Raw genomic sequence first — 25,949 nt, forward strand, 5'->3', positions numbered from 1 at the left:
CTCAAGCTGAAGGTTGACACTTCATGCTCGGAGGCCGATGGCCGTCCGTCACCCCTGATCGATTAAAGCCTCACCGACGCTGCCAACGAAGCTCACGCCTCAAACCCCGCGCCCCTCCCGCGAGCGGGTTCGTTCGTTGGCGCATAGCCGCCGTACGCTGTCCTCCAGATCTGGCTACTGGCGCTTGATGCCAAGACAGAATTGCCAACACCGATGCCCGCCTTCGGGTCCGATGCCCCTCACCTGCCCCTGGACAAGCTCCCCAAAATCCCGCGGACGATCGCCCGTCCGACCGACGAGCCGACCGAGCGCACGATGGATTTGATCGCCGCCTCCGCCACCGTCTGGCGGTTGGAGGGGCGCGGCGCGCGGCGGCCGCCGGTCGGCTGGGGATCGTCATTGCCGAAGCCTGGAATGGTCCAGCGTGAGCGGCCGGCCTCCTGCTGCTGCTGCGCCTGCGCCTCCTGGGCGTCCTTGGCCTTTTTCTGCAGTATCTCGAAAGCGGATTCGCGGTCGATGGTCTGATCGTATTGTTCCGCAACCGGGCTCTCGGTGATCAGCTTGCGGCGCTCGTCGGGCGTGATCGGGCCAAGGCGCGAGGACGGCGGGCGGATCAGCGTCCGCTGCACCATGGACGGCACGCCCTTGGCTTCCAGCGTCGAGACCAGCGCCTCGCCGGTGCCGAGCTGCGTGATCACGGTTGCGCAGTCGAAATCGGGATTGGGCCTGAACGTCTCGGCCGCCGTCCTGACGGCCTTCTGTTCGCGCGGCGTATAGGCACGAAGTGCGTGCTGCACGCGGTTGCCCAACTGGGCCAGCACCGTTTCGGGGATATCCAACGGATTTTGCGTGACGAAATAAACGCCGACGCCCTTCGAACGGATCAGCCGGACCACCTGTTCGACGCGGTCGATCAGCACCTTCGGCGCGTCATCGAACAGAAGGTGCGCCTCGTCGAAGAAGAAGACCAGCTTCGGCTTGTCCGGGTCGCCGACTTCCGGCAGTTCCTCGAACAGTTCCGACATCAGCCACAGAAGGAACGTCGCATAGAGCCGCGGATTCATCATCAGCTTGTCGGCCGCGAGCACGCTGATGGCGCCGCGTCCATCGCGCGTGGTGCGCATGATGTCGGATATCCGCAATGCCGGCTCGCCGAAGAAATTCGCGGCTCCCTGCTGCTCGAGCACCAGCAGCGTGCGCTGGATCGCGCCGACCGAAGGTTTCGTCACATTGCCGTAGCGGGCGCCGATCTCTTCGGCGCGGTCGGCGATGTTGGCCAGCAGTGACTGCAGGTCCTTCAAGTCGAGCAGCAAAAGGCCCTCCTCGTCGGCGATGCGGAAGGCGATGTTCATAATGCCTTCCTGCGCCTCGGAGAGGTTCATCAGCCGCGACAGAAGCAGCGGCCCCATCTCCGAGATGGTGGCGCGGATCGGGTGGCCCTGCTCGCCGAACAGATCCCAGAAGATGACCGGGAATTCCTGGAATTCATAGGGATCGAGCTTGACCTGCTCGGCCCGCTTGACCAGGAAATCCTGCGCTGTGCCCATCATGGCGATACCCGACAGGTCGCCCTTGATGTCGGCGCAGAATACCGGCACGCCGGCATTGGAGAAACCCTCGGCCAATATCTGCAGGGTCACCGTCTTGCCGGTGCCGGTCGCGCCGGTGACCAGGCCGTGACGATTGCCATATTGCAGCAAAAGCTGTTCGGGCCGCTGATAGCTGTCGTCCGGCTTGCGGCTGGCCCCTATGAAGATACTGGTATCGTCGGCCATGTGTCCGGTCTCCGCAAACCTATAGGGTTGAATGCCCTTATCCCTTGAACAAAAGGGAGCCCCGCCGCAGGTATAGTGAGGCCATTGCGCAGCGACAATGGGCGTTGTCGAAAATGGCTTTTGGAGCTTGCGGAACCTGCCCATGTTTGGCAATCGGTTGACGGTCACCGTCACGAAAGGCGTGTTGCACGGCATGTGTGCTGCATTGTGATATCGGGCCGGGGACCGTAGACTGACATAGTCGGCCGCTGCGGCCGCTAGAACGAGGAGAACCGATGGGCGCCGGTGCCTTGACCCAGGATGCCGAACTTCCGAACGTCGACCGGCAACGATGGCTGGCGCTGGCGGAGAAGGCGCTGGCCGGCGGTTCCTTCGAGGAAAAGCTCGTCTCGCTTACGGACGACGCCATCCGCATCGAGCCGCTCTACGAGCGTTCGGTAACCGCCGAGCCTGTCGTGCGCGCCAACCCGGGATCACCGTGGATCGTCAGCCAGCGCATCGACGATCCGGACATAGGCCGCGCCAGTGCGCAGGCGCTGGAAGACGTCGCGCAGGGTGCCACCGGACTGTCGCTTGTCTTCGAGGGTGCGCCGAACGCCTTCGGCTATGGCTTGCCGAGGACGGCGGAGGCGCTGGAGGGCGTGCTCGACGGCGTGCCGCTCAACCGCATCCAGATCCGCATCGACGCCCATCCCTGGAGCCGTGCCGTGGCCGACTGGCTGGTGGCGTTTTTGACCAAGCGCCGCTCCGACCCGGCAAAGCTCAACCTCTCCTTCGGCATCGATCCGGCGGCGATCTTTGCCGGGACCGGCAGGCTGCGCATGTCGATCGAGGCTTTACAGGCTTCGATGCCGCAATCGCTGGCGCATTTCTTTTCGATGGGTGTGCCCGGCGTGCTGCTGGAGGCCGACGGGCGGGTATTCCACAATGCCGGCGCCACCGAGGCGCAGGAGCTTGGCACCATGCTCGCCTCGGCCGTCTCCTATTTGAGGCTGTTCGAGAAGGCGCGCCAGCCGCTCGTCTACGCGGCGCCGCATATCGGTTTTGCGCTCAGCGTCGACCAGGACCAGTTCGTTTCGACGGCCAAGGTCAGGGCGTTGCGCAGGCTGTGGGCGCGTGTCCAGGAGGCCTGCTCGATACCGCCCTCCACCGCCAGCATCCATGCCGAAACCTCCTTCCGGATGATGACGGCGGCCGATCCGGAAACCAACATCCTGCGCACCACCATCGCCGCTTTCGCGGCTGCCGCCGGCGGCGCGGATTCGATCGCCATCCTGCCGCACACGATCGCGCACGGCCTACCCGCGGGTTTTGCTCGCCGCGTTGCCCGCAACGCGCAACTAATCATGGCCAATGAAAGCCACATCGACCACGTCGCCGATCCGGTTTGCGGTTCGGGCGCCGTCGAAGCGCTGACTGCGGAGCTCTGCGCGGCGGCCTGGCAGGAGTTCCAGCAGATCGAGGCGGAAGGCGGCGTGCTGACCAGCCTTGAGCAAGGCCACATCCAGAGGCGCGTCCAGGCAGCTTCCGCCCGCCGCAACACAGCCTACCAGGCGGGCGAACGGGCGATCGTCGGCACGACGCTGCACCCGTCGAAGGCCGAGCGTCCGGTCGAAACGCTGGCGGCGGAGCGGCGGCCTGCCTTCACCGAAGGCGTTGCGGTGTGCGAGCCGCTATTTCCGATCCGCATCGATCAGTCGATCGGAGCCGCGCCATGATCCCGGATTTCAGCCAGATAGCGTGGTCGCCGCCACGGCGGGCGCCGGTCGAGGTCAAAGGCCAGCGGATGACGCCGGAAGGCATTGCCGTCAAGCATCTCTACAACCAGGGCGATCTCAAGGGCTTGCCACATCTCGATACCTATCCGGGCCTGCCGCCTTTCGTGCGCGGCCCCTATCCGACGATGTATGTCCAGCAACCCTGGACGATCCGGCAATATGCCGGCTTCTCGACGGCCGAAGAGTCCAACGCCTTCTACCGGCGCAACCTTGCCGCCGGCCAGAAAGGCCTGTCGGTCGCCTTCGATCTCGCCACGCACCGCGGCTACGACAGCGACCATCCGCGCGTCGCCGGCGATGTCGGCATGGCCGGCGTGGCCATCGATTCCATTCTCGACATGCGCCAGTTGTTCGACGGCATCCCGCTTAACGAGATGACGGTATCGATGACGATGAACGGCGCGGTGCTGCCGATCATGGCGCTCTATATCGTCGCGGCGGAGGAACAGGGCGTTGCGCAGAAGGATCTCACTGGGACCATTCAGAACGACATCCTGAAAGAGTTCATGGTGCGCAACACCTACATCTATCCGCCAAAACCTTCGATGCGGATCGTATCGGACATTTTTTCCTACACGTCGAAGCACATGCCGAAGTTCAATTCGATCTCGATCTCCGGCTACCACATGCAGGAGGCAGGTGCGACGGCGGATCTCGAGCTCGCCTACACGATTGCCGACGGTATCGAATATGCCCGCGCCGGCGTCGCGGCCGGCCTCGACATCGACCGTTTCGCGCCGCGCCTTTCGTTCTTCTGGGCGATCGGCATGAATTTCTTCATGGAAGTCGCGAAGCTGAGAGCAGCGCGCCTTTTGTGGACCAGCCTGATGCTGAAGAATTTTTCGCCGAAGGACGACCGCTCGCTGTCGCTGCGCACCCACTGCCAGACTTCGGGCTGGTCGCTGACGGCGCAGGATCCCTACAACAACGTCATCCGCACCATGATCGAGGCGATGGCCGCCACTCAAGGCCACACGCAGTCGCTGCACACCAATTCCTTCGACGAGGCAATGGCGCTGCCAACCGACCATTCGGCCCGCATCGCCCGCAACACACAGCTCATCCTGGAGAAGGAATCCGGCACGACGCGCATCATCGACCCGTGGGGCGGCTCCGCCTATGTCGAACGGTTGACGCATGATCTGGCGGCGCGTGCGCTTGCACATATCGAGGAGGTCGAGAGCCTCGGCGGCATGGCCGCGGCGATCGAAAAGGGCCTACCGAAGCTGCGCATCGAAGAGGCTGCCGCGCGCACCCAGGCGCGCATCGATTCAGGCGAACAGATCGTGGTCGGTGTCAATGCTCACCGTCCCGGCACGGACATCGAAGTCGACGTGCTGAAGATCGACAATGCCGAAGTCAGGGCGCGGCAATTGTCGAAGCTGCAGCGGCTGAAAGGCACGCGTGACGTCGCCGCCGTCGAGAGCGCGCTCGATGCGCTTACCCGTGCTGCCGGGAGTAACGCAAACCTGCTGGAATTCGCCATCCGGGCCGCACGCGCCAACGCCACGGTCGGCGAGATTTCGCTGGCGCTGGAAAAGGTTTTCGGCCGCCATGTCGCCTCGGTGCAGACGATCTCCGGCGTCTATCGCAACGCGCTCGGAGACAATCCGGTGGTCGACCGGCTGCAGGACAAGATCGTCGCGTTCGAGGAGAAGTCCGGCGGCAAGCCGCGCATTCTGGTCGCCAAAATGGGGCAAGACGGCCATGATCGCGGCCAGAAAGTGATCGCCACCGCCTTTGCCGACCTAGGCTTCGACGTCACCGTCGGGCCGATGTTCCAGACGCCGGACGAGATCGCCAGGCTGGCCGTCGAGCATGACGTGCACATCGTCGGCGCCTCGTCGCTGGCTGCGGGCCATTTGACGCTTATTCCCGAACTCAAGCATGCACTGAAGAAGCTCGGCCGCGACGACATGCTGATCGTCGCCGGCGGCGTCATTCCACCGCAGGATTACGACGCAGTCCGGCAGGCAGGCGCCACTGAAATCTTCCCGCCCGGCACGGTCATTCCGGAAGCGGCTGAGCGGCTGATGGACCGGCTGCTGCAGGCCGGCTGACGCTTTGTTATAATGTCTGTTGCAACAAGAAACACGCTGAGTTAAAATTAGCGTTGCAACAGGATGCCTCTCCATGAACACGACCATTCGCAAGATCGGCAATTCCGAAGGCGTGATCCTGCCGAGGGAGCTTCTCGACCGCCTGAACCTGAAGGCTGGCGACCAGCTTCAAATCGTCGAAACAGGTGACGGCCTTGCGCTGAAGCCGGTGGACGACAGCTTCGAGCGGCAAATGAAAGCCGCCCGCGAGGTGATGGACAAATACAAGGTCGCGCTTCAGAAGCTCGCCGAATGAGCTGGGAGTTTCTAACGCGGCGTGCAGTCGAAGCGATGCACGCGGAGCAGTTGCGCCGACACGGCGGAGCACAAGGCTTGAGGGATGAAAATGCCCTTGAATCGGCGCTCGCCCGCGCCGAGAACAAGGCCAACTACGGAGACCCGTCGGTTGAAGAACTCGCAGCCGCCTATGTCTTCGGCATTGCCAGAAATCATGCCTTTGTCGACGGCAACAAACGCACGGCCATTGTCGCGGCCGGCGCATTTCTGATTGTGAATGGTTATGCCCTGTCGGCCAATGACGGCATGCTTTACGAATTCGTCATGGGCGTCGCCGCCGGCGAAATCGACGAGGCCGGCGCCGCGGCGTTCTTCCGCGATCATGTCGTCAAGCTCGAAGACTAACTGTCGGAGAGCTTGACGATCTCCCATTCCTTGCCATTGACCACGGCAACTTCGCCGACCTTCTTGCCGAACAGCGCCATCGCCATCGGCGACATATGGGAAATTGTCCCCTTGGCGGGATTTGCCTCATCCTCGCCGACGATCTTCCAGTGCACCTTCTTGCCGTCGTGGCTTTCCAGCGTGACGCCCATGCCGAAGCGAACCATGTCGCTGCCCGGTTCCGGCACCGAAAGCTCGGCGCTTTCGCGCCGCGCCGTCCAGTAGCGGAGATCACGCGACACCAGCGCGATGCGCTCGCGGTCGGCCCTCTTCTCGGCTCTGCCCAGTTCGTCGCGCAGAGCGGCCACCTCCGCATCGATCAGCGTCAGGCCGCGTTCCGTCACCAGATTGCGGTGATGACTGATCGGCCGCTCGCCGATGCCGGCGATGGCGTTTTCGCTGTCTTCCTCGCGGGTGAAAGCCCTGCTCATCCGACGAACTTAGGCTTCGAATGACGACTCCACAAGCCATTGCTGAAGAAGAGGCAGGCGACGGAATCTAAGCTACCCAAGGTTAGACCTCCGTTTGGGGTGGAAAGCTGACCATTCAAAAAATGGCCCAACTTGACATACCTATCGCCCTTCGAGGCCCGCAAGGCTAAGGTCCGGTCGCGCAACGAGATAGCGGAGCCGTTTGGTTCCGACGTCGCCTCGCTCAACGATATTGAACCCGTGCCGGCCGAGATCCGCTGCAACTTTGTCCAAATCGACGTAACCGTGCCGGTGGAGCCGAAAGGTGCGCTTCCGGCGTGGCGGTTTTGCAAAATCGACGATAAGCAGACGACCGCCCGGCTTCAGAACGCGGAAGGCTTCTCTGCCGAATTCCTCGCGGCCCTTCTTTGGAAGATGGTGGAACATCAGCGTGCTGAGGACGACATCAAATTCCCCATCCTTGAAAGGCAGTTCCTGAGCGGTGGCGGTCGAGAACCCGACTTGTAACCCTGCCCGCCGGGCCTTTGCCGTTGCGCGCGCAATCATTTCGGCGGAGGCGTCGACGCCGTCCACACGCCCCTCCGGCCCCACCTTTTGTCTGACGAGGAGCGCGGTGGTGCCGGTGCCGCACCCGACATCCAGGACCACTTCTCCCGGTTTCAGCTTCGCAAAGCTTAATATCCTTTCGCGAAAAGCACGTTCGCGGCCGAAGGTCAGAAGCCACGCGAGCGTGTCGTACAGGGCGGCGGAATGGAGCGTGATGCCGACATGCGGCGCCTTCTCCTCTCTGACGGCCGGGATGCGGACCATGGCGGACAGCCGCCCGTGAGCGCTTTGCCATATCAATAGGCTTGCGATCACGACGAGTACACCAGCATGAAGCAGAAGGACGGGAATTCCCAAGGAAAAGACCGCATTTGCCTGTCCCAACGAGAAAAATGCCGCAAGCACCACGGCCACTTTGACGAGCGCGACTAGTGCATGCCCGCCAACTATTGTTCCAAAAAGGCGTTGGTGCATTGCTTTATCTCCTGTCAGCCGGCCCGGCGCTGGGGCCTTCCGCAAGAGCATATGATACTGGACAGTGTGTCCAGTATCAGTTTTACTGGCCACGTCGCACCGGCGTGCCCAATACTGGACGGTTTGGTGTCCTATGACCGGAAAAGGACGTTGCCGATGCCAGCCGGATCGATCGATCGTCGGGTCGCCAGGACCCGCAGCCGACTGCAGCAGGCGCTTTTCAGACTGACCGCCGAGAAGGGGTATACGGCGATCACGGTCGAGGATATCTGCAGGGAAGCCGATGTCGGCCGCTCGACTTTTTACACACACTATCCCGACAAGGACCGCTTGAGGAAAGCAACGATCGACGACCATCTGAAGACCTTGCAGGCACACGGTGCCGAACGCCATTCGCAGCGAAACGCCAAGGGCTTTTCCTTCAGCGGTCCGGTGTTCGAGCATGCTCATGCCACGCGTGAGATGCACGGTGCGCTGATGGGCGGGAAAAAGCGCGAAATGCCAGAAGAGATCCGCGGCTGGATAAGCAGGCAGGTTCGCCATGAATTGGAGAATATCCAAGGTGATCAAGGCGGGGCCAGACTTGAGATCGCCACACGCTTCATCGTTGGTGCGTTCTTTGAAGTGATGCACTGGTGGCTTGAGAGGGATACGAAGCTGTCCCCCGCGGAGATCGACCAGACATTCGTGCAACTTGCCTTCAACGGGGTAAATGCGGTGTTCGCCGAGCCAACGAGGATCGAATAGAGGTCAAAAGGGGCTTCGTTTGATCGCCCACAGAAGGGCCGAAAGCGATATTCCGTCCTGCCTGGCAAGCTTCAGATTTTCACCACGAGTTCGACCGGGCTAGTCTGGCACGAATCCTGCGGCGTGGCCGTTGAACGCAAGGAATCTGTGCCGATGTTGAACAGACGAACGCTGCTTGCGCAGACCGCCGGCTTTGCCGTCATGGGGCTTTCGCTCGGCAAGGCAGCGGCGAAAAACCCTCCCGGCATCGAGAAAGCCGCGATGCGCGGGGCGATCAACGCGACCGAGCTCGGCGTCCGGCCAGGCGCGCTTGACCACCAGAGCAAGGCTTTCGCCAAGCTGCTGCGCGATGCGCACGACCGCGACATGCCGGTGTTCCTGCCGCCGGGGACCTATAGCGTTTCCAACCTGTCACTGCCCGGCCGCGTGCGCCTGTCCGGCGTGCCGGGCGCATCGCGGATCGTCTATGGCGGCAATGGCCATCTCATCATGGCGGAACAGGCCGAGCATATCGAACTCAGCGGGCTGGTGTTTGACGGCAGTGATCGCTGGATGGGCGACTACACGCAAGGCCTGCTCGATCTGCGCCGCATCGCCCATCTGGTCGTCGACAACTGCCAGATGACCGGCAGTGGCAAGAACGGTCTGGCGCTCGAACACGCCTCGGGCCGCATCCAGCGCTCGGAGATATCCGGTGCGGCCGATGCCGGCATCTATTCGGTCGAGGCCGATGGCCTGGAAATATCAGGCAATAGCGTCTCCGACTGCGCCAATGGCGGCATCCTCGTGCACCGCTGGCAGGCAGCGGAAGACGGCACCATCGTCAGCGGCAACCGCATCGAACGCATCCAGGCGCGCAGCGGCGGAACCGGCCAGAACGGCAATGGCATCAATGCCTTCCGCGCCGGCAACGTCATCATCTCCGGCAATATTGTCTCGGACTGCGCGTTTTCGGCGATCCGCGCCAACAGTGCCAGCAATTTGCAGGTCATCGGCAATACCTGCTCGCGCGCGGGCGAAACGGCCGTGTATTCCGAATTCTCGTTCGAAGGCGCCGTCATCGGCAACAACATCGTCGATGGCGCCGCCAATGGTATTTCGATCGTCAACTTCAACGAAGGCGGCCGCATGGGCGTGTGCTCCGGCAACATCGTCCGCAATCTGGCGACCAGCGGCCCCTACCCTGCCGATGCGCCCGGCTTCGGCGTCGGCATCAGCGTCGAGGCAGACACCACCGTTTCCGGCAACGTCATCGAGAATGCGCCGCTCTACGGCATGCAGATCGGCTGGGGACCGTTCATGCGCAATGTGGTCGCCACGGGAAACATCGTCCGCAAGGCCGGAACCGGCATTGTCGTCAGCGTCGTTGAAGGTGCCGGAACGGCAATCATCTCCGACAATGTCATTGACCGAGTCCAGAACGGCGCGATCGTCGGCCAACGCTGGGCCGAGCGAGTGACCGGTGACCTCGCCGCATCAGGCAACGCCGGCTACGCGCATTTGACCGTCGAGCGCAACCACGTCAGTTGAGGGTGGCCGTCGGCCGGAGCGCGCCAACCTTGGCGCCGATCCGGCTTTCGATGGGCGGATTTGCCTGTTCGGTCAGTTTCGCAGCGAGCGTCTGGTCGGCTTGCAAAAGCTTTGCCAGCACGGCCGCGACCATGACTTCAGCGGCGCGGCCGGCGCCATCGTCGCACTTCAGCGCGATGCCAAGGCCAAGCTCCGGAAGGGCGGCGCAAAAAACACCTTCGGCGCCTCCCTTGACGAAAATCCGACTGGGGGCGGCCTCCATCATCGCGACGTCGGACCTGCCCGTGCCGGCGACGAAAAACGGCTCGGCCATGCAGGCGGAAAGCAGCCGCTTCGCCGCCCGGGCGCGCACCGGCTCGAAGCCGGCACCTGTCGCCATGCGGGCAAAGCCAAGGGCAAAGCTGCGCAACGGCACGGCATAGGTCGGAATCGAGCAGCCGTCGGTGCCGCGGTGATCGGCGTCATGGGCAGCACCGGTCACCGCCTGCATCGCTTCGCGCACCATCTCCTGCGAAGCATGGCCAGCCTTGACGTAACCACGATGGGCGATGCCGCTGTGAACGCAGGTGCATAGGAAGCCTGAGTGCTTGCCGGAACAATTGTTGTGCAAGGTGTTCGGCGCACGGCCGGCGCGCGCGAGCGCCAGCGTCGCCCCGTGGCTCGACGGCCAATGCGCGCCGCATTCGAGTGCCGTCTCGTCGAGGCCGGCTTTCGCCAGCATGGCGCGCGCCAGCTCGACATGCGGCGGCTCGCCGGAATGGGAGGCGCAGGCCAGCGCCAGCTCCCGGTCACCGAAGCCGTAGGCATCGGCAGCGCCGCTCTCGACCAGCGGCAACGCCTGGATCGCCTTGACCGCCGAGCGCGGGAACACCGGCTGTGCCGTGTCGCCGATCTCCCAGACGGGCTTGCCGTCGGCGTCGAAGACGGCAACAGCGCCGCGATGGGTGCTCTCGACGATGCCGCCGCGCAAGACTTCGACCAGAACCGAATTTGTCATGTCACCTCCCGCAAATGCGGGCGGGTTTATCTGATCCGGTCGAGAATGGAAACGTAGTTGGCGACCGCGGCACCACCCATGTTGAAGATGCCGCCGAGCTTTGCTCCCCGCACCTGGATGCCGCCCGCTTCGCCGACGAGCTGCATGGCGCTCAGCACATGCATCGATACGCCGGTGGCACCGATCGGGTGGCCCTTGGCCTTCAGCCCGCCAGACGGATTGACCGGCAGCCTTCCATCTTTCGCCGTCTCGCCATCCAGGGCCAGCTTGGCGCCCTCGCCCGGCTTGGCCAGGCCCATCGCCTCATACTCGATCAGTTCGGCGATGGTGAAACAGTCATGCGTCTCGACGAAGGACAGGTCGCCGAGCGTCACGCCCGCCTTCTTCAGCGCCTGGTTCCAGGCCTGCTCGCAGCCTTCGAAGGCGAGAATGTCGCGCTTCGACATCGGCAGGAAATCCTGAACATGCTCATTGGCGCGGAAGGCGATGGCGCGGCGCATCTTCAGCGCCGTGGCCGTGTCGGCAAGGACAAGCGCGGCGGCACCGTCCGACACCAGCGAGCAGTCTGTGCGCTTCAGCGGACCGGCGACGAAGGGGTTTTTTTCGCTTTCCTGCCGGCAGAACTCGTAGCCGAAATCCTTGCGCATCTGCGCGTAGGGATTGTCGACGCCGTTCTTGTGGTTCTTGGCGGCGATCATCGCCAGCGCATCCGACTGGTCGCCATAGCGCTGGAAATAGGCGTGGGCGATCTTGCCGAAGACGCCGGCAAAGCCAGCCGGCGTATCGCCGTCCTCCGGCAGATACGAGGCCTTGAGCAGGTTCTTGCCGATCTCGGGACCGGGCGTCGTCGTCATCTGCTCGGCGCCGACCACCAGCACGATACGGGCGGCATTGGCGTCGATGGCGCGGATGCCTTGCCTGACCGCCGCCGAGCCGGTGGCGCAGGCGTTCTCGACGCGGGTCGCCGGCTTGAAGCGCAGTCGGTCATCGGCCTGGAGGACCAGGCTCGCGGTGAAATCCTGGCCGGAAAACCCGGCGTTGAAGTGGCCGAGCACGATCTCGTCGACGTCATCCGCACCGATGCCGGCATGATCGAGCGCCTCGACTGCCACCTTGGTGATCAGGCCCTCCAGCGTCTCGCCTTCGAGCTTGCCGAAGCGCGAATGCGCCCAACCGACGATGCATGCTGTCATGGCGATCTCCATCCTGTGGACCCGGGCTACGCGATACTGCGCGCGCATCAGCATTGTTCAAGCATGAACCGTTTCGCCGGCCTCGTGAAGGGGCCAGAACCGCACAATCGCTTGATCTTGATCATCTGGTCATAGTGCCTGGCTTTTGCCAGCAAATCAGGCCGGATTTTTGTTGATTGATGCGTCAATAAAAAATAATCTTGTCGCAACAGGCCGGAGCAGGAATGCCGAAACTCGGAATGGAGCCGTTGCGCCGCAGGGCGCTCATCGACGCAACGATCTCGGCGATCGGCGAGCGCGGTTCGCTTGATGTGACGATGTCGGAAATCGCCGGCCGCGCCGGCGTGTCCTCGGCGCTTGCCCACCATTATTTCGGCGCCAAGGACGAATTGCTGTTGGCGACGATGCGGCACATCCTGAGCGAGCTCACCGCCGATACGCGCCGTGCACTTCGCGCGGCCGGCACGGCGCGCCAGCGCGTCTCGGCGGTGGTCGCGGTCAACTTCTCCGACATCCAGTTCCAGCCCGAAACGATCGCCGCCTGGCTCGCCTTCTATGTCGAGGCGCAGAAATCGGCAGCACTCCGCCGGCTGCTCAAGGTCTATGCGCGCCGGCTGCATTCCAATCTGCTCAGCGGGCTGGCCGGCATCCTGCCGAGAAGCGAGGCCGACCGGGTCGCCGAAGCGACCGCGGCGCTGATCGACGGGCTCTATATCAGGCGCGCGCTGAAGGACGGTGTTCCCGATGCCGCGACCGCGATTGCACTGGTCGAGGACTATCTCGAAACGAAGCTCAGCGGACGGCAGAAGCAGTGACATCCAAGCGACCCAACATCCTGATCGTCATGGTCGATCAGCTCAACGGAACGCTATTTCCAGACGGGCCGGCAGACTTCCTGCACGCGCCGCATCTAAAGGCGCTCGCCGCGCGTTCGGCGCGTTTTTGCAACAATTACACCGCGTCACCGCTCTGCGCGCCAGGCCGGGCCGCATTCATGAGCGGCCAATTGCCGTCACGCACCGGGGTCTATGACAATGCCGCCGAATTCACCTCGTCGATCCCGACCTTTGCTCATCATCTGCGTGCCGCCGGCTATCACACCTGCCTTTCCGGCAAGATGCATTTCGTCGGTCCGGACCAGTTGCACGGCTTCGAAGAGCGGCTGACCACCGACATCTATCCGGCCGATTTCGGCTGGACACCCGACTATCGCAAACCCGGCGAGCGCATCGACTGGTGGTATCACAATCTCGGCTCCGTCAGCGGCGCCGGTACTGCCGAGATCACCAACCAGCTGGAATATGACGACGAGGTCGCCTTCCATGCGGTGCAGAAGCTCTATGATTTTGCCCGCGTCTCCGACGATGCCGCACATCGGCCCTGGTGCTTGACGGTTTCCTTCACCCATCCGCACGATCCTTACGTCGCACGGCGGCAATACTGGGACCTCTACGAGGATTGCCCGGCGCTCGAGCCCGAGGTCGGCTTCATTCCTTACGACAGGCAGGACCCGCATTCGCAGCGGCTCTACCGCGCCAGCGACTATGACAGGTTCGACATCACCGCTGAGCAGATACGCCGCGCACGGCGCGGCTATTTCGCCAACATCTCCTATCTCGACGACAAGCTCGGCGAATTGATGTCGGTGCTCGAGCACACACACATGCTCGACGACACGGTCATCCTGTTCTGCTCGGATCACGGCGACATGCTCGGCGAGCGCGGCCTGTGGTTCAAGATGTGCTTCTTCGAAGGTTCGGCGCGGGTGCCGCTGATGGTCGCCGGCAAGGGCATCGCCGCCGGCCTGATCGACACGCCGGTCTCCAATCTCGACGTGACGCCGACGCTTTGCGACCTCGCCGGCATCGACATCAGCGCGATTGCGCCGTGGACTGACGGCCAGTCGCTGCTGCCGTTGCTGAACGGAAAGAAACGCTCCGCGCCGGTGCTGATGGAATATGCCGCCGAAGGCTCCAACGCGCCGATGGTGGCGATGCGCGAGGGCCGCTACAAATTCATCCATTGCGAGATCGATCCGCCGCAACTGTTTGATCTTGAATCGGATTCGCAAGAATTGACCAATCTCGCCGCCGATCCGGCCAATGCGGCATTGGTGGCCGCTTTCACCGACAAGGTGCGGGCGCGCTGGGACATGGCGGCCTTCGACGCGGCGGTGCGTGCCAGCCAGGCACGCCGCTGGGTGGTCTACCCGGCGCTGCGCAACGGCACCCATTATCCCTGGGAATTCCAGCCGCTGCAGAAGGCATCGGAGCGCTACATGCGCAACCACATGAACCTCGACCTGCTCGAAGAGCAGAAGCGCTTTCCGCGAGGCGAATGATGGCAGATAGTCTCGTCCCCTCGCTCGACCATCTCAGGCAGGCCTATGCCGTCACCTCCAAGGCGACGCAGGTCACGCCGCTGCTGGAATCGGCGGCACTCGCGCGCGAGACCGGCGCCGCCCGCGTCTTCGTCAAGGCCGAATCGCTGCAATGGGCAGGATCGTTCAAGGTGCGCGGCGCCTACTGGCGGCTGAAGAAGCTCTCGCCTGACGAAGCCAAAAAGGGCGTCGTCGCCTACTCCTCCGGCAATTTTGCGCAGGGGCTAGCGGCAGCTGGCCAAGCGCTTGGCATTCCCGTCACCATCGTCATGCCGATCGACGCGCCGGCCGCCAAGCGCGACGCCACATTGGGCTACGGCGCGCGCGTGGTGCTGACTGACCATGGCGAGCGCGCGCGTGAGGAAGTCGCCGCCGCCAAGGCGCGCGAGATCGCTGCGAGCGAAGGCCTGGCGCTGCTGCACCCGTTCGACGATCCGGAGATCGTCGCCGGCCAGGCCGGTGCCGGGCTGGAGGCACTCGACCAGATCGCCGCCAGGCAAGCGGAGGCCGATCTCTTGTTCTGCTCGGTCGGCGGCGGCGGCCTGATCGGCGGTGTTTCACTGGCCTTTCACTACCTGTCGCCAGCCACGAAGATCATCGGCGTCGAGCCGGAAGGTTTTGACGGCATGGGCTCGTCGCTGGCGCATGGCGCCATCGAAACCATGCCGATCGGGCCGAAATCGATCTGCGACGGGCTGATGTCGCGGCGGCCCGGCGACGCGCCGTTCGCAGCGGTGAAGGCCGCCGGCGTTCGCGGCGTCACCGTCGACGATGCTTCGGTGCGGCGCGCCATGCGCCTCGCCTTCGAGCGGCTGAAGCTGGTGCTCGAGCCATCCGGCGCTGCTTCGCTGGCGGCGTTGCTCGGCGGCAAGGTCGACGTCACCGGCAAGACCGTTCTCGTAATGGCAACCGGCGGCAACGTCTCGCTGGCCGATTTCATTGCGCATATGAACCACGGGCGCGCATGAACCATGCTTGAAGCGGATTTCGTCATCATCGGCTCCGGCTCGGCCGGTTCGGCCATGGCCTACCGGCTCTCGGAGGACGGCAAGCATTCGGTGATCGTCATCGAATATGGCGGCAGCGATATCGGCCCGCTGATCCAGATGCCGTCGGCACTGTCGATCCCGCTCAATATGAGCCTCTACGACTGGGGCTTTGCCAGCGAGCCGGAGCCGCACCTCGGCGGCCGGGTGCTGGCGACGCCGCGCGGCAAGGTCATCGGGGGCTCGTCGTCGATCAACGGCATGGTCTATGTGCGCGGCCATGCCCGCGACTTCGACCATTGGGCCGAACAGGGCGCGACCGGCTGGGGCTTTGCCGATGTGCTCCCGTACTTCAAGCGCATGGAGGACAGCAATGGCGGCGAGAATGGCTGGCGCGGCCACGGCGGCCCGCTGACTGTGCAGCGCGGCTCGAGGACGAACCCACTCTACGGCGCCTTCGTCGAGGCAGGCCGTCAGGCCGGTTTCGAGCTGACCGACGACTATAACGGCGCGAAGCAGGAAGGCTTTGGGCCGATGGAGCAGACCATCCGCGGCGGCCGTCGCTGGTCGGCCGCGAGCGCCTATCTGAGGCCGGCGCTGAGGCGGAAAAATGTCAGCCTGGTCAAGGGTTTCGCCCGGCGGGTAATCATCGAGAATCAACGCGCCACCGGCGTCGAGATCGAAGTGCGCAAACGGATTCAGGTGGTCAGAGCGCGGCGCGAGGTGATCGTTGCCGCGTCCTCGATCAACTCGCCCAAGATCCTGATGCTGTCCGGCATCGGCCCCGGCCAGCACCTTAGGGAGAACGGCATCCCGGTGATTGCCGACCGGCCCGGCGTCGGTCGCAATCTGCAGGACCATATGGAACTTTACATCCAGCAGGAATCGACAAAGCCGATCACGCTGAACTCCGTCTTGAACCCGTTCTCGAAGGCGCTGATCGGGGCACAATGGCTGTTCTTCAAATCCGGCCTCGGCGCCACCAATCATTTCGAGGCGGCCGCCTTCGTGCGCTCGCGCGCCGGCGTCGACTATCCCGATATCCAGTATCACTTCATCCCGGCCGCGGTCCGCTATGACGGCAAGGCGGCGGCCAAAGCGCATGGTTTCCAGGCGCATGTCGGGCCGATGCGGTCGAAGTCGCGCGGTTCGGTCACGCTGCGCTCGCCCGATCCCAAATCGAAGCCGGTGATCCGCTTCAACTACATGTCGCATCCGGACGACTGGACGGAGTTCCGCCACTGCATCCGGCTGACCCGCGAGATCTTCGGGCAAGCGGCCTTCGATCCGTACCGAGGCAAGGAACTGTCGCCGGGCTCGCATGTACAATCGGATGAAGAGCTCGACGCCTTCATTCGCGACCACGCCGAAAGCGCCTACCACCCTTGCGGCACCTGCAAGTTGGGCCGTGCCGATAATGCGATGAGCGTCGTCGATCCGGAATGCCGCGTCATTGGCGTCGAAGGGCTTCGGGTCGCCGATTCCTCGATCTTTCCACGTGTCACCAACGGCAATCTCAACGCGCCGTCGATCATGACCGGCGAGAAGGCCGCCGACCACATTCTCGGGCGTACGCCGCTGCCACCTTCCAACCAGGAACCATGGATCAATCCGCGCTGGCAGGTGTCGGACAGATAGGCCATGATCCGGCGGACGCATATTCCGCATGCCGCGACAAGACGATTTGGAGAACAGTCATGCACGCCCAGCCAACGGCATCGCATTATGTCAACGGCCGCTATATCGACGACGAGCGCGGCGCAGCGCTACCGGTTATCTATCCGGCAACCGGCGAGACCATCGCCATGCTGCGCTCGGCGACGCCGAACGTGCTGGAACTCGCGATCGAGGCCTCGCGTGCGGCACAGCCGGCCTGGGCGCGGCTGAAGGCGGTCGAACGCGGCCGCATCCTGCGCCGCGCCGCCGACATTTTGCGCGCGCGCAATGCCGATCTGGCGCGCATCGAGACGCTGGATACCGGTAAGCCGATCCAGGAGACGCTGGTCGCCGATGCCCCGTCGGCGGCCGACTGCCTGGAATATTTCGGCGGCGCCGTCGCCGCCTTCAATGGCGAGGCCGTCGATCTCGGCGGACCCTTTGCCTATACCAGGCGCGAGGCGCTCGGCGTGTGCGTCGGCATCGGCGCCTGGAACTACCCGATCCAGATCGCCGGCTGGAAATCCGCTCCGGCGCTCGCCATGGGCAATGCGATGGTGTTCAAGCCGTCGGAGAACACGCCGCTTTCAGCGCTGGCGCTCGCCGAAATCTACACCGAGGCCGGGCTGCCCGACGGGCTGTTCAACGTCGTGCAGGGTTTTGGCGATGTCGGAGCCGGCCTTGTCGGCCATGATGTTGTCGCAAAGGTCTCGGTGACCGGCTCGGTGCCGACGGGCCGCAAAGTGCTGTCGCTCGCCGGCTCGAAGATGAAGCACGCAACGATGGAGCTCGGCGGCAAGTCGCCGCTGATCGTCTTCGAAGACGCCAACCTCGAAAATGCCATCGGCGGCGCGATGCTCGGCAATTTCTATTCGACCGGCCAGATCTGCTCCAACGGCACGCGGGTCTTCGTCCAGAGCGGCATCCATGACCGTTTCGTCGAGAGGCTGACCGAACGGACGAAGAAAATCCGCATCGGCGATCCGCTCGATCCGGACACGCAGATGGGGCCGCTGGTCTCGAAGGCGCAGCACGACAAGGTGGTCTCTTACATCGAGGCCGGCAAGCAGGATGGCGCGGTGCTCGCCTGCGGCGGCAACGTGCCTTCGCTGCAGGGTTTTCAGGGCGGCTTCTTCGTCGAGCCGACGGTGTTCACCGGTGTCGTCGACACGATGCGCATCGCCCGCGAGGAGATTTTCGGGCCGGTCATGAGCGTGCTGAAATTCGACAGCGAGGACGAGGTGATCGATCGCGCCAACGACACCGAATTCGGCCTCGCCGCCGGCGTGTTCACGCGCGACCTGGCGCGCGCCCATCGTGTCATCGCCGAACTGCAGGCCGGCATCTGCTGGATCAACGCCTACAATCTGACGCCGGTCGAAATCCCCTTCGGCGGCTTCAAGCAGTCCGGCATCGGCCGCGAGAATTCTCTCGCGGCACTGGCGCTTTATTCGCAGCTGAAGTCGGTCTACGTCGAGACGGGTGATGTCGCCAGCCCGTACTGATCCTTGGGCGCCGTGCCGTCCAGATACTGCGTCAGCGCGCAGACGAGATGATAGAAGATGCTGGCCGGCACCTCGCTCGCCAAGGAGCGGCCACGCTCGTCGATGCGGTCGATCCACAGGCCGAGCGGTGCCGGATTGATGTGCCAGCGGAACAGCCGGCCGACACGCGCCTCGATTTCCGGCTTCAGGTCGGGACCGCCCGAACCGTCCAGCGCGATCGCGGCCTTGATCGCTTCGGCCTGCGGCCAGCTGCGCGAGACGCGGTCGAGCGGCAGTCCTTGCCGCGAGACGGCGCCGTAGGCGAGGCCCGTGGCGCGGTTCAGGCCATTGGCAATCGCCGACGCGTAAAGCTTCCGGGCAAGGCCGGTCAAGCCGCTCTGGCCGCTGCGGCCGGCGAAGTCGACCAGCAGCGAGGCCCATTCGAAATGATGGCCGGGTTCGGTCCACGTGCCCTTCCCGCCAGGGGCCGGCCGCCATTCATGGTCGAAATACTCACCCAGCGTCCAGCTTTCCGGGTCGAAGAAATGGCTGCGAAATAGATCGACGACGCGCGCGGCGCGACGAAGATAGGCGCGCTCGCCGGTCGCCTGATGCCAGGCCAGGAATGCCTCGAGCAGATGCATGTGCGGGTTGGAGCGGCGCTCGCCCTCGCCGCTCGAGGTCTCGCGGAAGCCGGTCAGGCGTTCGTCCTCGAGATGCGCGTCGATGAACGCAAAGGTCTCCTGGCCAAGCCGAAACGCATCGGGATTGCCGCACATATGGGCATGCGCCAGCGCCAGGAGCACGCAGGAATGGTCATAGGCATCCTCGGCGGCGTCGGCGACGGTGCCGTCGACGTTGAGCGTGCGTACCCAGCCGCCATTGTCGGTACGTCCGTGCCTGGCCATGAATTCGAGGCCGTGGCTGATCAGCCGATCGGCCGGGCCGTTCCAGCCGCGCGCCTTGGCGACGGCGAAGGCGTAGATCTGCCTGGCCTGCGTGCGCATGCGCTTGGGTTTCATCAGCGGGGCGGCATCGAAGCCGAGCGCCTCGTGGAACCCGCCATGGCGCTCATCGACGCCGACCGTCGACCACAACGGCACCGTCTCCTCGAACAGCCAATGGTGCACGCGGCGCTGCCAGGCGCCGCTTTCGATGACGCGGTCGTCGGCGGGCGTGAACCTGGTCTCAAGGCGGCCGCTTTTTTCGAGCTGCTCGACGATCTTCTTGACGTTCTGGCTGTGGCTGACCGGGGCGACGAAAGTGGCGTCGGCGGTCGACACGATGGCGACGTCCTTCAGGCCTATGGCCGACAGCAGGCGGCCGTCGCTGCGGATATAGGAGTTCTCGCAATCGATGGCGACGACATCGCCGACGATGACATTGCCCTGCGTGTCGGAGGGGCCGACGTCGAGCAGCGATTGCCAGGAGCCGAGATCGTTCCAGCGAAAGCCGGCCGGCACCATGGCGATGCCGCTGGCGCGCTCCATGATCGCATAGTCGATCGATGTCGATGGGATGGCGGCATAGAGCTCCAGAGGCATGTAGAGGCCGGAAAGATCCGATGTCGCAGCCTGGTAGGCAGCCTCTGTGGCGCTCCAGATGTCGGGCTGGAAGGCCATGAACGCGTCGCGCATGGCACTGGCGCGAAACAGGAAGATGCCGGTGTTCCAGTAGAAATTGCCGGCCTCGAGATAGCTCTGCGCCGTGGCGAGATCGGGTTTTTCGACGAAACGCGAGACATCGCAGATGCCATCACGCTCGCCGGCCACCTCGATGTAGCCGTAACCGGTCTCGGGTTGGGCGGGCTTGATGCCGAACACCACCAGCCTGCCTTGGCGCGCCGCCGCCGTGCCGGCCTCGATGCTCCGCCAGAATTGCTGTGGCGTCGCGATCTCATGATCGGACGGCACCACCAGCACCAGGCTGTCGCCGAATTCCGACAGCGTGCGCAGGCTTGCCAAGGCGACGGCCGCGGCGGTGTTGCGTCCGGTCGGCTCGAACAGCGGGCCGCCGCCGGAAAGCTCGTGACCGGCAATGTCGGCATGAACGCGGTCGGCATGCCTTTCCGAGGCAATCAGGAAAACCGGCGTTTCGCCTTCCGGCCGCGCGGTCAGCCGGCGCAGCGTCTTGGCCAGCATTGAGCCGTCGCCGGAGAAATCATGGAACTGCTTGGGATTGTCCTCGCGCGACAACGGCCACAGCCGCGAGCCGACGCCGCCGCTCATCACAAAACTGACGATCCGTTCGGTCATGAAAACAAGCCTCGTGCTCAAAAGGTCTGATTGTAGGCGCCGACTTCGGGGCTGCGGCGCAGCACCGCATCGACGGCTTCGAACATCTGCCGGCGCCGCTCGGACGATACCGGGCTCTCCACCACCACCACAAGCTCCGGCTTGTTCGATGATGCGCGCACCAACCCCCAGGTACCATCCTCCGCCACGACCCTGACGCCGTTGACGGTGATCAGTTCGGCAATCCTCTGGCCGGCGAAGACCGTGCCCTCGTCCTTCATCTTGCGAAAGTCGCCTACGACGCGCTCGACGACGCCGTATTTGAGCTCGTCGGCGCAGTGTGGCGACATGGTCGGCGTGCCGAAGGTCAGCGGCAGATCGCGATAGAGGTCGGCCATGCTGCTTTGCGGGCTGCGATCCAGCATCTGGCAGATGGCGATTGCCGTGACCAGGCCATCGTCATAGCCGCGGCCGATCGGAGGATTGAAGAAGAAATGGCCCGATTTCTCAAAACCGGCAACGGCGCCGAGTTCGGCCACCCGCCGCTTGATATAGGAGTGTCCGGTTTTCCAATAGTCGGTGACCGCGCCATTTTCCCGCAACACCTTGTCAGTCATGAACAATCCGGTCGACTTGACGTCGACAACGAAAGTCGAGCCGGGATAAAGGTGCGAAATGTCGCGCGCCAGCATGACGCCGACCTTGTCGGCGAAAATCTCGCTGCCTTCATTGTCGACCACGCCGCAGCGATCGCCGTCGCCGTCGAAGCCAAGCCCGACATCGGCGCCCGTTTCCAGCACCTTGTCGCGAATGGCGTGCAGCATCTGCATGTCTTCGGGGTTGGGATTGTAATTGGGAAACGTATGATCGAGCTCGACGTCGAGCGGGATCACCTCGCAGCCGATCCTTTCCAGTGCTTCGGGAGCGAAAGCCCCGGCGGTGCCGTTGCCGCAGGCGGCCACCACCTTGAGCTTCCTCGAGATACGCTTTCCCGCTGTCAGATCGTCAAGGTAGGTTTTGCGGAAGTCCGCAACGAAGTCATAGGAGCCGCCACCGACAAGATCGAAATCGCCGGACAGCACGATCGCCTTCAACGCACTCATCTCCTCCGGACCAAAAGTCAGCGGGCGCGCCGCGCCCATCTTGACGCCGGTCCAGCCATTCTCGTTGTGCGAGGCAGTGACCATGGCAACGGACGGCGTGTTGAGCGCGAACTGGGCGAAATAAGCCATCGGCGACAGGGCCAGCCCGACATCCTTGACCCGTGCGCCTGCCGCCATCAGCCCGGAAACCAGCGCCAGCTTTATGGCAAGCGAATAGGAGCGGAAATCGTGACCGGTGACGATGTCGGGTCCGGCACCAAGACGGCGGATAAGCGTGCCGAGCCCCATGCCGAGCGCCTGGACGCCGATCAGATTGAGTTCCGGCGTTTCGTTCGAGCCGGGATGGCCGAACCACCAGCGCGCATCATATTCGCGAAACCCGGACGGCTTGATCAACGCAGAGGTTTCAAACTCGAATGTGTTTGGTCTGACATCGCTAACGATCTTCATCGACAAAGCTGCAAACTCCAGGTGGCTGAATCAGGTGCTTCGAGGCAAGTGGACGGTTATCCAGAAGCCCTTTAAGCCGTGTTTGTGCGACAGGAAACTGAAACCTGTATGACGTGGCGGCGAAAGCGAAAGAAATGCGACAGAAGCGCTGCCATTGGCGCTTGCAGTAACCAAATGCGGCGGCTATAAGCCCGCGGTCTGGTCACGGAGTGTAGCGCAGCCTGGTAGCGCACATCGTTCGGGACGATGGGGTCGCAGGTTCAAATCCTGCCACTCCGACCAGAAAAAATACGTCCATCCCGGTTCAGAGCCCGTAGGCGCTCTTTCCAAATTGCCCTGATACATTCGGACAAGAAGGCAGGTCTGGCCGAGGAGAGGCTAAGCGGTGCCCGCAGGGGCATCGGATCGCGGCTAATGCCGACGCGAGCGGATGTTCGTCACCGACAAAAAGCGACTTTCCAAGGCACCCGAAACCTCCCCCGCTTCGGAATGCCAAATCGTCCCGTGAAGGCCGGCGTGAGATTTACACCTCAGTTGTAACCGCAACATGGGATAGCCCGAGCCACCATTTTGATGCGGCTGTCAGCTACCCTCCGGGAATGCACCAAGACTCGTCGTCCGGCGGGAAAGCCAAGCCGGCGCGATTCTGCGCCGCCTTTCGCAAGTCTTTGTATCTCACGGCACTATCGCCCATTTTGCTTGTTGCAGAGCCGGTCTTGTTGCCTCTTCTAGTGATCCCCGTCCGCAGGACGAACAACTTCGGAGCAAAAAAAAGGGGACCATTGTGACGACCCATCATCATGCCCGCACGGCAGCGGTGTCTAGCGCTTCAGGTATGCTGCGCCCTCAACTCGGGCCTGCCGCCGCCGGCAAATATCAGCCCCCGATCTCCAGGGCAGATGCCCGCCGCCTGACTGTCGGTGACATCCTCGCCGCCTATACCGAAGGACGCCAGGCCAAGATTGCCGGTCGCAAGGAATTTCTCGCCAGGATGCGTTTTCTGAACGAATTCTTCGGCACCGAGCCGGTCGCCAGCATCAATGGAGATCGCTGCCGCGCCTATGTCGAGCACCGTTCGCGCGAGCGCAATCGGGTAGAGCGTGAGCGAATCGCCAAGCTCAACGCCGCGGCGATGGAGACCCGCCGTGCGTTACTCCCGGCGTGGCGAGACAAGGACTTTACATCAGGCCCGCGTCGCGATCTTGAGGACCTCCGCTCGGCGATCAACTTTTGGGCCAAGGAATACGGTCTCGATCCGAAGCCGTCCGTCACCTTGCCAGACAAACCAGCAGCGCGCGAGCGCTGGCTGACGCGCGAGGAAGCAGCGGGACTGCTGCGCGCGGCATTGCGGCTGCGCCGGAAGCACGGTCAGTACGCTCATCTCTGCCGCTTTATCATTGTGGGGCTCTACACTGGCTGCCGACATCGTTCAATCCTGCAACTCAATTGGGATGGCGAGGCCGCACAAGCTTGGCCGGACCTAGGCCGCGGCGTGCTCTATTGCAAAGATCAGCACGCGAAAAAAAGCAAGAAATGGCGTCCGCCGGCGCGACTGCCGTCACGGCTGATCGCCCATATGCGCCGCTGGAAGCGTATCGATTGCGACTGCGGGCCGGTCGTCCATGACAGCCTGGGCGAACCGACAAAGCGCATCGAGAAGGCGTTCCGCACCTGCCGCGTGAAAGCCGGGCTCGGCGACGATGTCACCCCGAATGTGCTTCGCTACACCCGCGCCATGTGGCCTGTGCTGTGCGACGTCGACATGTGGCGGATCGCCAGCAAGGCTATGCGCTCAGGCGAAATCGCGTGACATCGATGGCCGCGGCCATCAGTGTCTGTGTGTAGGTTGCCTGCGGGTTGCTGAAGATCGCCTCGGCCGGCCCCTCCTCGACGATCTTGCCCTGTTTCATGACGATGATGTAGTCGGCCATGGCGCGCACAACGGCGAGATCGTGGCTGATGAACAGATAGGACAGTTCGTGGTCGGCCTGCAGCTTGCGCAGCAATTCGACGATCTGCTTCTGCACCGAGCGGTCCAGCGCCGAGGTCGGCTCGTCCAGCACCACCACTTTCGGCTTGAGGATCATGGCGCGCGCAATGGCGATGCGCTGCCGCTGGCCGCCGGAGAATTCGTGCGGATAGCGGTTGCGCGTGTTCGGATCGAGCCCGACTTCGAGCAAGGCATCGACCGCGCGGAGATCGCGCTGCCTGCCCGACAGATTGGGCTCGTGGACCAGAAGCCCCTCGGTGATTATCTGGCCGACGGTCATGCGTGGCGACAGCGAGCCGAATGGATCCTGGAAGACCAGCTGTAATTCGCGCCGCAGCGGCCGCATCGCCTGGCGGTCAGCGTGGGAAATGTCGCGGTCGCCAAGCCGGATGATGCCGTCGCTGGGCAGGAGCCGCAGCAAGGCGCGGCCGAGCGTCGATTTTCCCGATCCGGATTCGCCGACGATGCCGATCGTCTGGTTGCGCTTCAGCCGTATCGAAATGCGATCGACAGCGCGCAGCAGCAGCGGCTCGCCGCCAAGAAATCCGCCGCCGATCTTGAAGGTCACCTCGACCTTCCTGCCTTCAAGCAGGACAGGGGCATTCGGAGGCGGCGGCGCCTTGGTGCCGGTCGGTTCGGCGGCAAGTAGCATCTTGGTGTAGCCGTGCTGCGGGTTGGCGAAGATCGCTTCCGCCTCGCCCTCCTCGACCACCTCGCCATAGCGCATCACATAGACCCGATCGGCAAAGCGCCGGACGATGCCGAGATCGTGGGTGATGAAGACGATCGCCATGCCGAGCTTGCGCTGCAATTCGGCGAGCAGCATGAGAATCTGCGCCTGGATGGTGACGTCGAGCGCGGTCGTCGGCTCGTCGGCGATCAGTATGTCGGGGTCGTTGGCCAGCGCCATGGCGATCATGACGCGCTGGCGCTGACCGCCCGACAACTCGTGCGGATAGGATTTCATCCGCCGCTCCGGATCGGGAATATGGACCAGCCGCAGCAGCTTGAGCGCCTCCTCGCGCGCCGCGGCGGCGCCAAGTCCGCGATGCTTGCGGATCGGCTCAATCAGCTGGTTGCCGATCGAATAGAGCGGGTCTAGCGACGTCATCGGCTCCTGGAAGATCATGCTGATCTTGCGGCCGCGGATCTTGTTGAGCTCGGGTTTGCTCAAGGTCAAAAGATTGCGGCCGCGATAATCGACTGTGCCGGTGGCTTCGCCGTTCGAGGCGAGCAGGCTCATCGCCGCCATCATCGTCTGGCTCTTGCCGGAACCGGATTCGCCGACGACGGCGACGGTCTCGCCTGATTTGACGTGGATATTGATGCCCTTCACCGCCTCCACTACACCGTCGAGGGTGCGGAAGCGGACCCGAAGGTCCTTGACGCTGAGGATGGCTTCGGAAGCGGCCATC

The 25,949-nt window shown here is 63.5% G+C and carries 20 protein-coding genes and 1 tRNA gene; 13 read left to right on the plus strand and 8 right to left on the minus strand.

The features are described 5' to 3' along the window. Positions 1 to 239: 239 nt before the first annotated feature. Positions 240 to 1,775, minus strand: coding sequence for a helicase HerA-like C-terminal domain-containing protein (locus NKI59_RS18470; protein ID WP_352705881.1), 1,536 nt, complete (start codon positions 1,773 to 1,775; stop codon positions 240 to 242). Between the two features lie 275 nt (positions 1,776 to 2,050). Between NKI59_RS18470 and NKI59_RS18475 the strand changes: the two genes are divergently transcribed. The 4 genes from NKI59_RS18475 (at position 2,051) to NKI59_RS18490 (ending at position 6,294) form a co-directional block, all read left to right on the plus strand. Next, on the plus strand, positions 2,051 to 3,493 hold the full coding sequence (locus tag NKI59_RS18475; protein WP_352705884.1) for a methylmalonyl-CoA mutase subunit beta: 1,443 nt from the start codon (positions 2,051 to 2,053) through the stop codon (positions 3,491 to 3,493). After that, positions 3,490 to 5,613 carry a methylmalonyl-CoA mutase gene (gene scpA / locus NKI59_RS18480; RefSeq protein ID WP_352705886.1) on the plus strand — a complete coding sequence of 708 codons (2,124 nt, stop codon included), beginning with the start codon at positions 3,490 to 3,492 and terminating at the stop codon, positions 5,611 to 5,613. Before NKI59_RS18475 ends, scpA begins: the two co-directional genes overlap by 4 nt. A gap of 73 nt (positions 5,614 to 5,686) precedes the next feature. After that, positions 5,687 to 5,908 carry an AbrB/MazE/SpoVT family DNA-binding domain-containing protein gene (locus NKI59_RS18485; protein WP_095496758.1) on the plus strand — a complete coding sequence of 74 codons (222 nt, stop codon included), beginning with the start codon at positions 5,687 to 5,689 and terminating at the stop codon, positions 5,906 to 5,908. Beyond that, positions 5,905 to 6,294: a type II toxin-antitoxin system death-on-curing family toxin gene (locus NKI59_RS18490; RefSeq protein WP_352468519.1), complete on the plus strand. Its 390-nt coding sequence runs from the start codon at positions 5,905 to 5,907 to the stop codon at positions 6,292 to 6,294. Before NKI59_RS18485 ends, NKI59_RS18490 begins: the two co-directional genes overlap by 4 nt. Here the strand turns inward: NKI59_RS18490 and NKI59_RS18495 are convergent. Both NKI59_RS18495 and NKI59_RS18500 read right to left on the minus strand, forming a co-directional pair. Beyond that, positions 6,291 to 6,764, minus strand: a complete 474-nt coding sequence (locus tag NKI59_RS18495) for a GreA/GreB family elongation factor (protein ID WP_352501759.1) — start codon at positions 6,762 to 6,764, stop codon at positions 6,291 to 6,293. The genes NKI59_RS18490 and NKI59_RS18495 overlap by 4 nt on opposite strands. 141 nt (positions 6,765 to 6,905) lie before the next feature. After that, positions 6,906 to 7,784, minus strand: a complete 879-nt coding sequence (locus NKI59_RS18500) for a class I SAM-dependent methyltransferase (protein WP_352705888.1) — start codon at positions 7,782 to 7,784, stop codon at positions 6,906 to 6,908. Positions 7,785 to 7,835: 51 nt separating this feature from the next. On the opposite strand from NKI59_RS18500, the gene NKI59_RS18505 reads away from it, so the two are divergent. Then, a complete protein-coding gene (locus tag NKI59_RS18505) occupies positions 7,836 to 8,531 on the plus strand; it encodes a TetR/AcrR family transcriptional regulator (protein WP_352705891.1) in 696 nt (231 codons plus the stop codon). A 153-nt stretch (positions 8,532 to 8,684) separates the two neighbouring features. Beyond that, positions 8,685 to 10,061, plus strand: a complete 1,377-nt coding sequence (locus NKI59_RS18510; RefSeq protein WP_352705893.1) for a TIGR03808 family TAT-translocated repetitive protein — start codon at positions 8,685 to 8,687, stop codon at positions 10,059 to 10,061. Here NKI59_RS18510 and NKI59_RS18515 read toward each other — a convergent pair. Continuing rightward, positions 10,054 to 11,058: an asparaginase gene (locus NKI59_RS18515; protein ID WP_352705895.1), complete on the minus strand. Its 1,005-nt coding sequence runs from the start codon at positions 11,056 to 11,058 to the stop codon at positions 10,054 to 10,056. The genes NKI59_RS18510 and NKI59_RS18515 overlap by 8 nt on opposite strands. Before the next feature lie 26 nt (positions 11,059 to 11,084). Continuing rightward, positions 11,085 to 12,251 carry an acetyl-CoA acetyltransferase gene (locus NKI59_RS18520; RefSeq protein WP_352705897.1) on the minus strand — a complete coding sequence of 389 codons (1,167 nt, stop codon included), beginning with the start codon at positions 12,249 to 12,251 and terminating at the stop codon, positions 11,085 to 11,087. Positions 12,252 to 12,475: 224 nt separating this feature from the next. On the opposite strand from NKI59_RS18520, the gene betI reads away from it, so the two are divergent. Genes betI through betB form a run of 5 tightly spaced genes read left to right on the plus strand, consistent with a single transcriptional unit; the run spans position 12,476 to position 18,778 of the window. Then, positions 12,476 to 13,066 carry a choline-binding transcriptional repressor BetI gene (gene betI / locus NKI59_RS18525; RefSeq protein WP_352449081.1) on the plus strand — a complete coding sequence of 197 codons (591 nt, stop codon included), beginning with the start codon at positions 12,476 to 12,478 and terminating at the stop codon, positions 13,064 to 13,066. Beyond that, positions 13,063 to 14,592 carry a choline-sulfatase gene (gene betC / locus NKI59_RS18530; protein WP_352705899.1) on the plus strand — a complete coding sequence of 510 codons (1,530 nt, stop codon included), beginning with the start codon at positions 13,063 to 13,065 and terminating at the stop codon, positions 14,590 to 14,592. The genes betI and betC overlap by 4 nt, the downstream gene beginning before the upstream one ends. Further along, positions 14,592 to 15,599 carry a threonine/serine dehydratase family protein gene (locus NKI59_RS18535; RefSeq protein WP_502897384.1) on the plus strand — a complete coding sequence of 336 codons (1,008 nt, stop codon included), beginning with the start codon at positions 14,592 to 14,594 and terminating at the stop codon, positions 15,597 to 15,599. The genes betC and NKI59_RS18535 overlap by 1 nt, the downstream gene beginning before the upstream one ends. Before the next feature lie 3 nt (positions 15,600 to 15,602). Beyond that, positions 15,603 to 17,255 (plus strand): choline dehydrogenase, encoded by a 1,653-nt coding sequence (gene betA, locus NKI59_RS18540; RefSeq protein WP_352705902.1) that lies wholly within the window; start codon positions 15,603 to 15,605, stop codon positions 17,253 to 17,255. A 59-nt stretch (positions 17,256 to 17,314) separates the two neighbouring features. Next, on the plus strand, positions 17,315 to 18,778 hold the full coding sequence (gene betB / locus NKI59_RS18545; protein ID WP_352705904.1) for a betaine-aldehyde dehydrogenase: 1,464 nt from the start codon (positions 17,315 to 17,317) through the stop codon (positions 18,776 to 18,778). Here the strand turns inward: betB and NKI59_RS18550 are convergent. After that, a complete protein-coding gene (locus tag NKI59_RS18550) occupies positions 18,742 to 21,012 on the minus strand; it encodes an AGE family epimerase/isomerase (protein ID WP_352705906.1) in 2,271 nt (756 codons plus the stop codon). The two genes, betB and NKI59_RS18550, sit on opposite strands and share 37 nt — an antisense overlap. A 17-nt stretch (positions 21,013 to 21,029) precedes the next feature. Next, a complete protein-coding gene (locus tag NKI59_RS18555) occupies positions 21,030 to 22,544 on the minus strand; it encodes a phosphomannomutase/phosphoglucomutase (RefSeq protein ID WP_502901078.1) in 1,515 nt (504 codons plus the stop codon). 205 nt (positions 22,545 to 22,749) lie between these two features. Here NKI59_RS18555 and NKI59_RS18560 point away from each other — a divergent pair. Together NKI59_RS18560 and NKI59_RS18565 are read left to right on the plus strand one after the other, a co-directional pair. After that, positions 22,750 to 22,826: transfer RNA gene (locus tag NKI59_RS18560), tRNA-Pro, on the plus strand. Positions 22,827 to 23,328: 502 nt separating this feature from the next. Then, the gene (locus NKI59_RS18565) at positions 23,329 to 24,354 is read left to right on the plus strand and encodes a site-specific integrase (RefSeq protein WP_352705911.1); all 1,026 of its coding nucleotides are present in this window, start codon (positions 23,329 to 23,331) and stop codon (positions 24,352 to 24,354) included. On the opposite strand, the gene NKI59_RS18570 is transcribed toward NKI59_RS18565, so the two are convergent. Next, a complete protein-coding gene (locus tag NKI59_RS18570) occupies positions 24,329 to 25,948 on the minus strand; it encodes an ABC transporter ATP-binding protein (protein WP_352705913.1) in 1,620 nt (539 codons plus the stop codon). The two genes, NKI59_RS18565 and NKI59_RS18570, sit on opposite strands and share 26 nt — an antisense overlap. Between the last annotated feature and the right edge of the window lies 1 nt (position 25,949).

The organism is Mesorhizobium sp. M0598 (assembly GCF_040320865.1).
Lineage (GTDB): Bacteria > Pseudomonadota > Alphaproteobacteria > Rhizobiales > Rhizobiaceae > Mesorhizobium.

What these genes read in the sequence shown, in the direction of transcription:
- NKI59_RS18470 (WP_352705881.1), bottom strand. Translation starts at nt 1,775, where the DNA reads ATGGCCGACGATACCAGTATCTTCATAGGGGCCAGCCGCAAGCCGGAC.
- NKI59_RS18475 (WP_352705884.1), top strand. Translation starts at nt 2,051, where the DNA reads ATGGGCGCCGGTGCCTTGACCCAGGATGCCGAACTTCCGAACGTCGAC.
- scpA (WP_352705886.1), top strand. Translation starts at nt 3,490, where the DNA reads ATGATCCCGGATTTCAGCCAGATAGCGTGGTCGCCGCCACGGCGGGCG.
- NKI59_RS18485 (WP_095496758.1), top strand. Translation starts at nt 5,687, where the DNA reads ATGAACACGACCATTCGCAAGATCGGCAATTCCGAAGGCGTGATCCTG.
- NKI59_RS18490 (WP_352468519.1), top strand. Translation starts at nt 5,905, where the DNA reads ATGAGCTGGGAGTTTCTAACGCGGCGTGCAGTCGAAGCGATGCACGCG.
- NKI59_RS18495 (WP_352501759.1), bottom strand. Translation starts at nt 6,764, where the DNA reads ATGAGCAGGGCTTTCACCCGCGAGGAAGACAGCGAAAACGCCATCGCC.
- NKI59_RS18500 (WP_352705888.1), bottom strand. Translation starts at nt 7,784, where the DNA reads ATGCACCAACGCCTTTTTGGAACAATAGTTGGCGGGCATGCACTAGTC.
- NKI59_RS18505 (WP_352705891.1), top strand. Translation starts at nt 7,836, where the DNA reads ATGATACTGGACAGTGTGTCCAGTATCAGTTTTACTGGCCACGTCGCA.
- NKI59_RS18510 (WP_352705893.1), top strand. Translation starts at nt 8,685, where the DNA reads ATGTTGAACAGACGAACGCTGCTTGCGCAGACCGCCGGCTTTGCCGTC.
- NKI59_RS18515 (WP_352705895.1), bottom strand. Translation starts at nt 11,058, where the DNA reads ATGACAAATTCGGTTCTGGTCGAAGTCTTGCGCGGCGGCATCGTCGAG.
- NKI59_RS18520 (WP_352705897.1), bottom strand. Translation starts at nt 12,251, where the DNA reads ATGACAGCATGCATCGTCGGTTGGGCGCATTCGCGCTTCGGCAAGCTC.
- betI (WP_352449081.1), top strand. Translation starts at nt 12,476, where the DNA reads ATGCCGAAACTCGGAATGGAGCCGTTGCGCCGCAGGGCGCTCATCGAC.
- NKI59_RS18535 (WP_502897384.1), top strand. Translation starts at nt 14,592, where the DNA reads ATGGCAGATAGTCTCGTCCCCTCGCTCGACCATCTCAGGCAGGCCTAT.
- betA (WP_352705902.1), top strand. Translation starts at nt 15,603, where the DNA reads ATGCTTGAAGCGGATTTCGTCATCATCGGCTCCGGCTCGGCCGGTTCG.
- betB (WP_352705904.1), top strand. Translation starts at nt 17,315, where the DNA reads ATGCACGCCCAGCCAACGGCATCGCATTATGTCAACGGCCGCTATATC.
- NKI59_RS18550 (WP_352705906.1), bottom strand. Translation starts at nt 21,012, where the DNA reads ATGACCGAACGGATCGTCAGTTTTGTGATGAGCGGCGGCGTCGGCTCG.
- NKI59_RS18555 (WP_502901078.1), bottom strand. Translation starts at nt 22,544, where the DNA reads ATGAAGATCGTTAGCGATGTCAGACCAAACACATTCGAGTTTGAAACC.
- NKI59_RS18570 (WP_352705913.1), bottom strand. Translation starts at nt 25,948, where the DNA reads ATGGCCGCTTCCGAAGCCATCCTCAGCGTCAAGGACCTTCGGGTCCGC.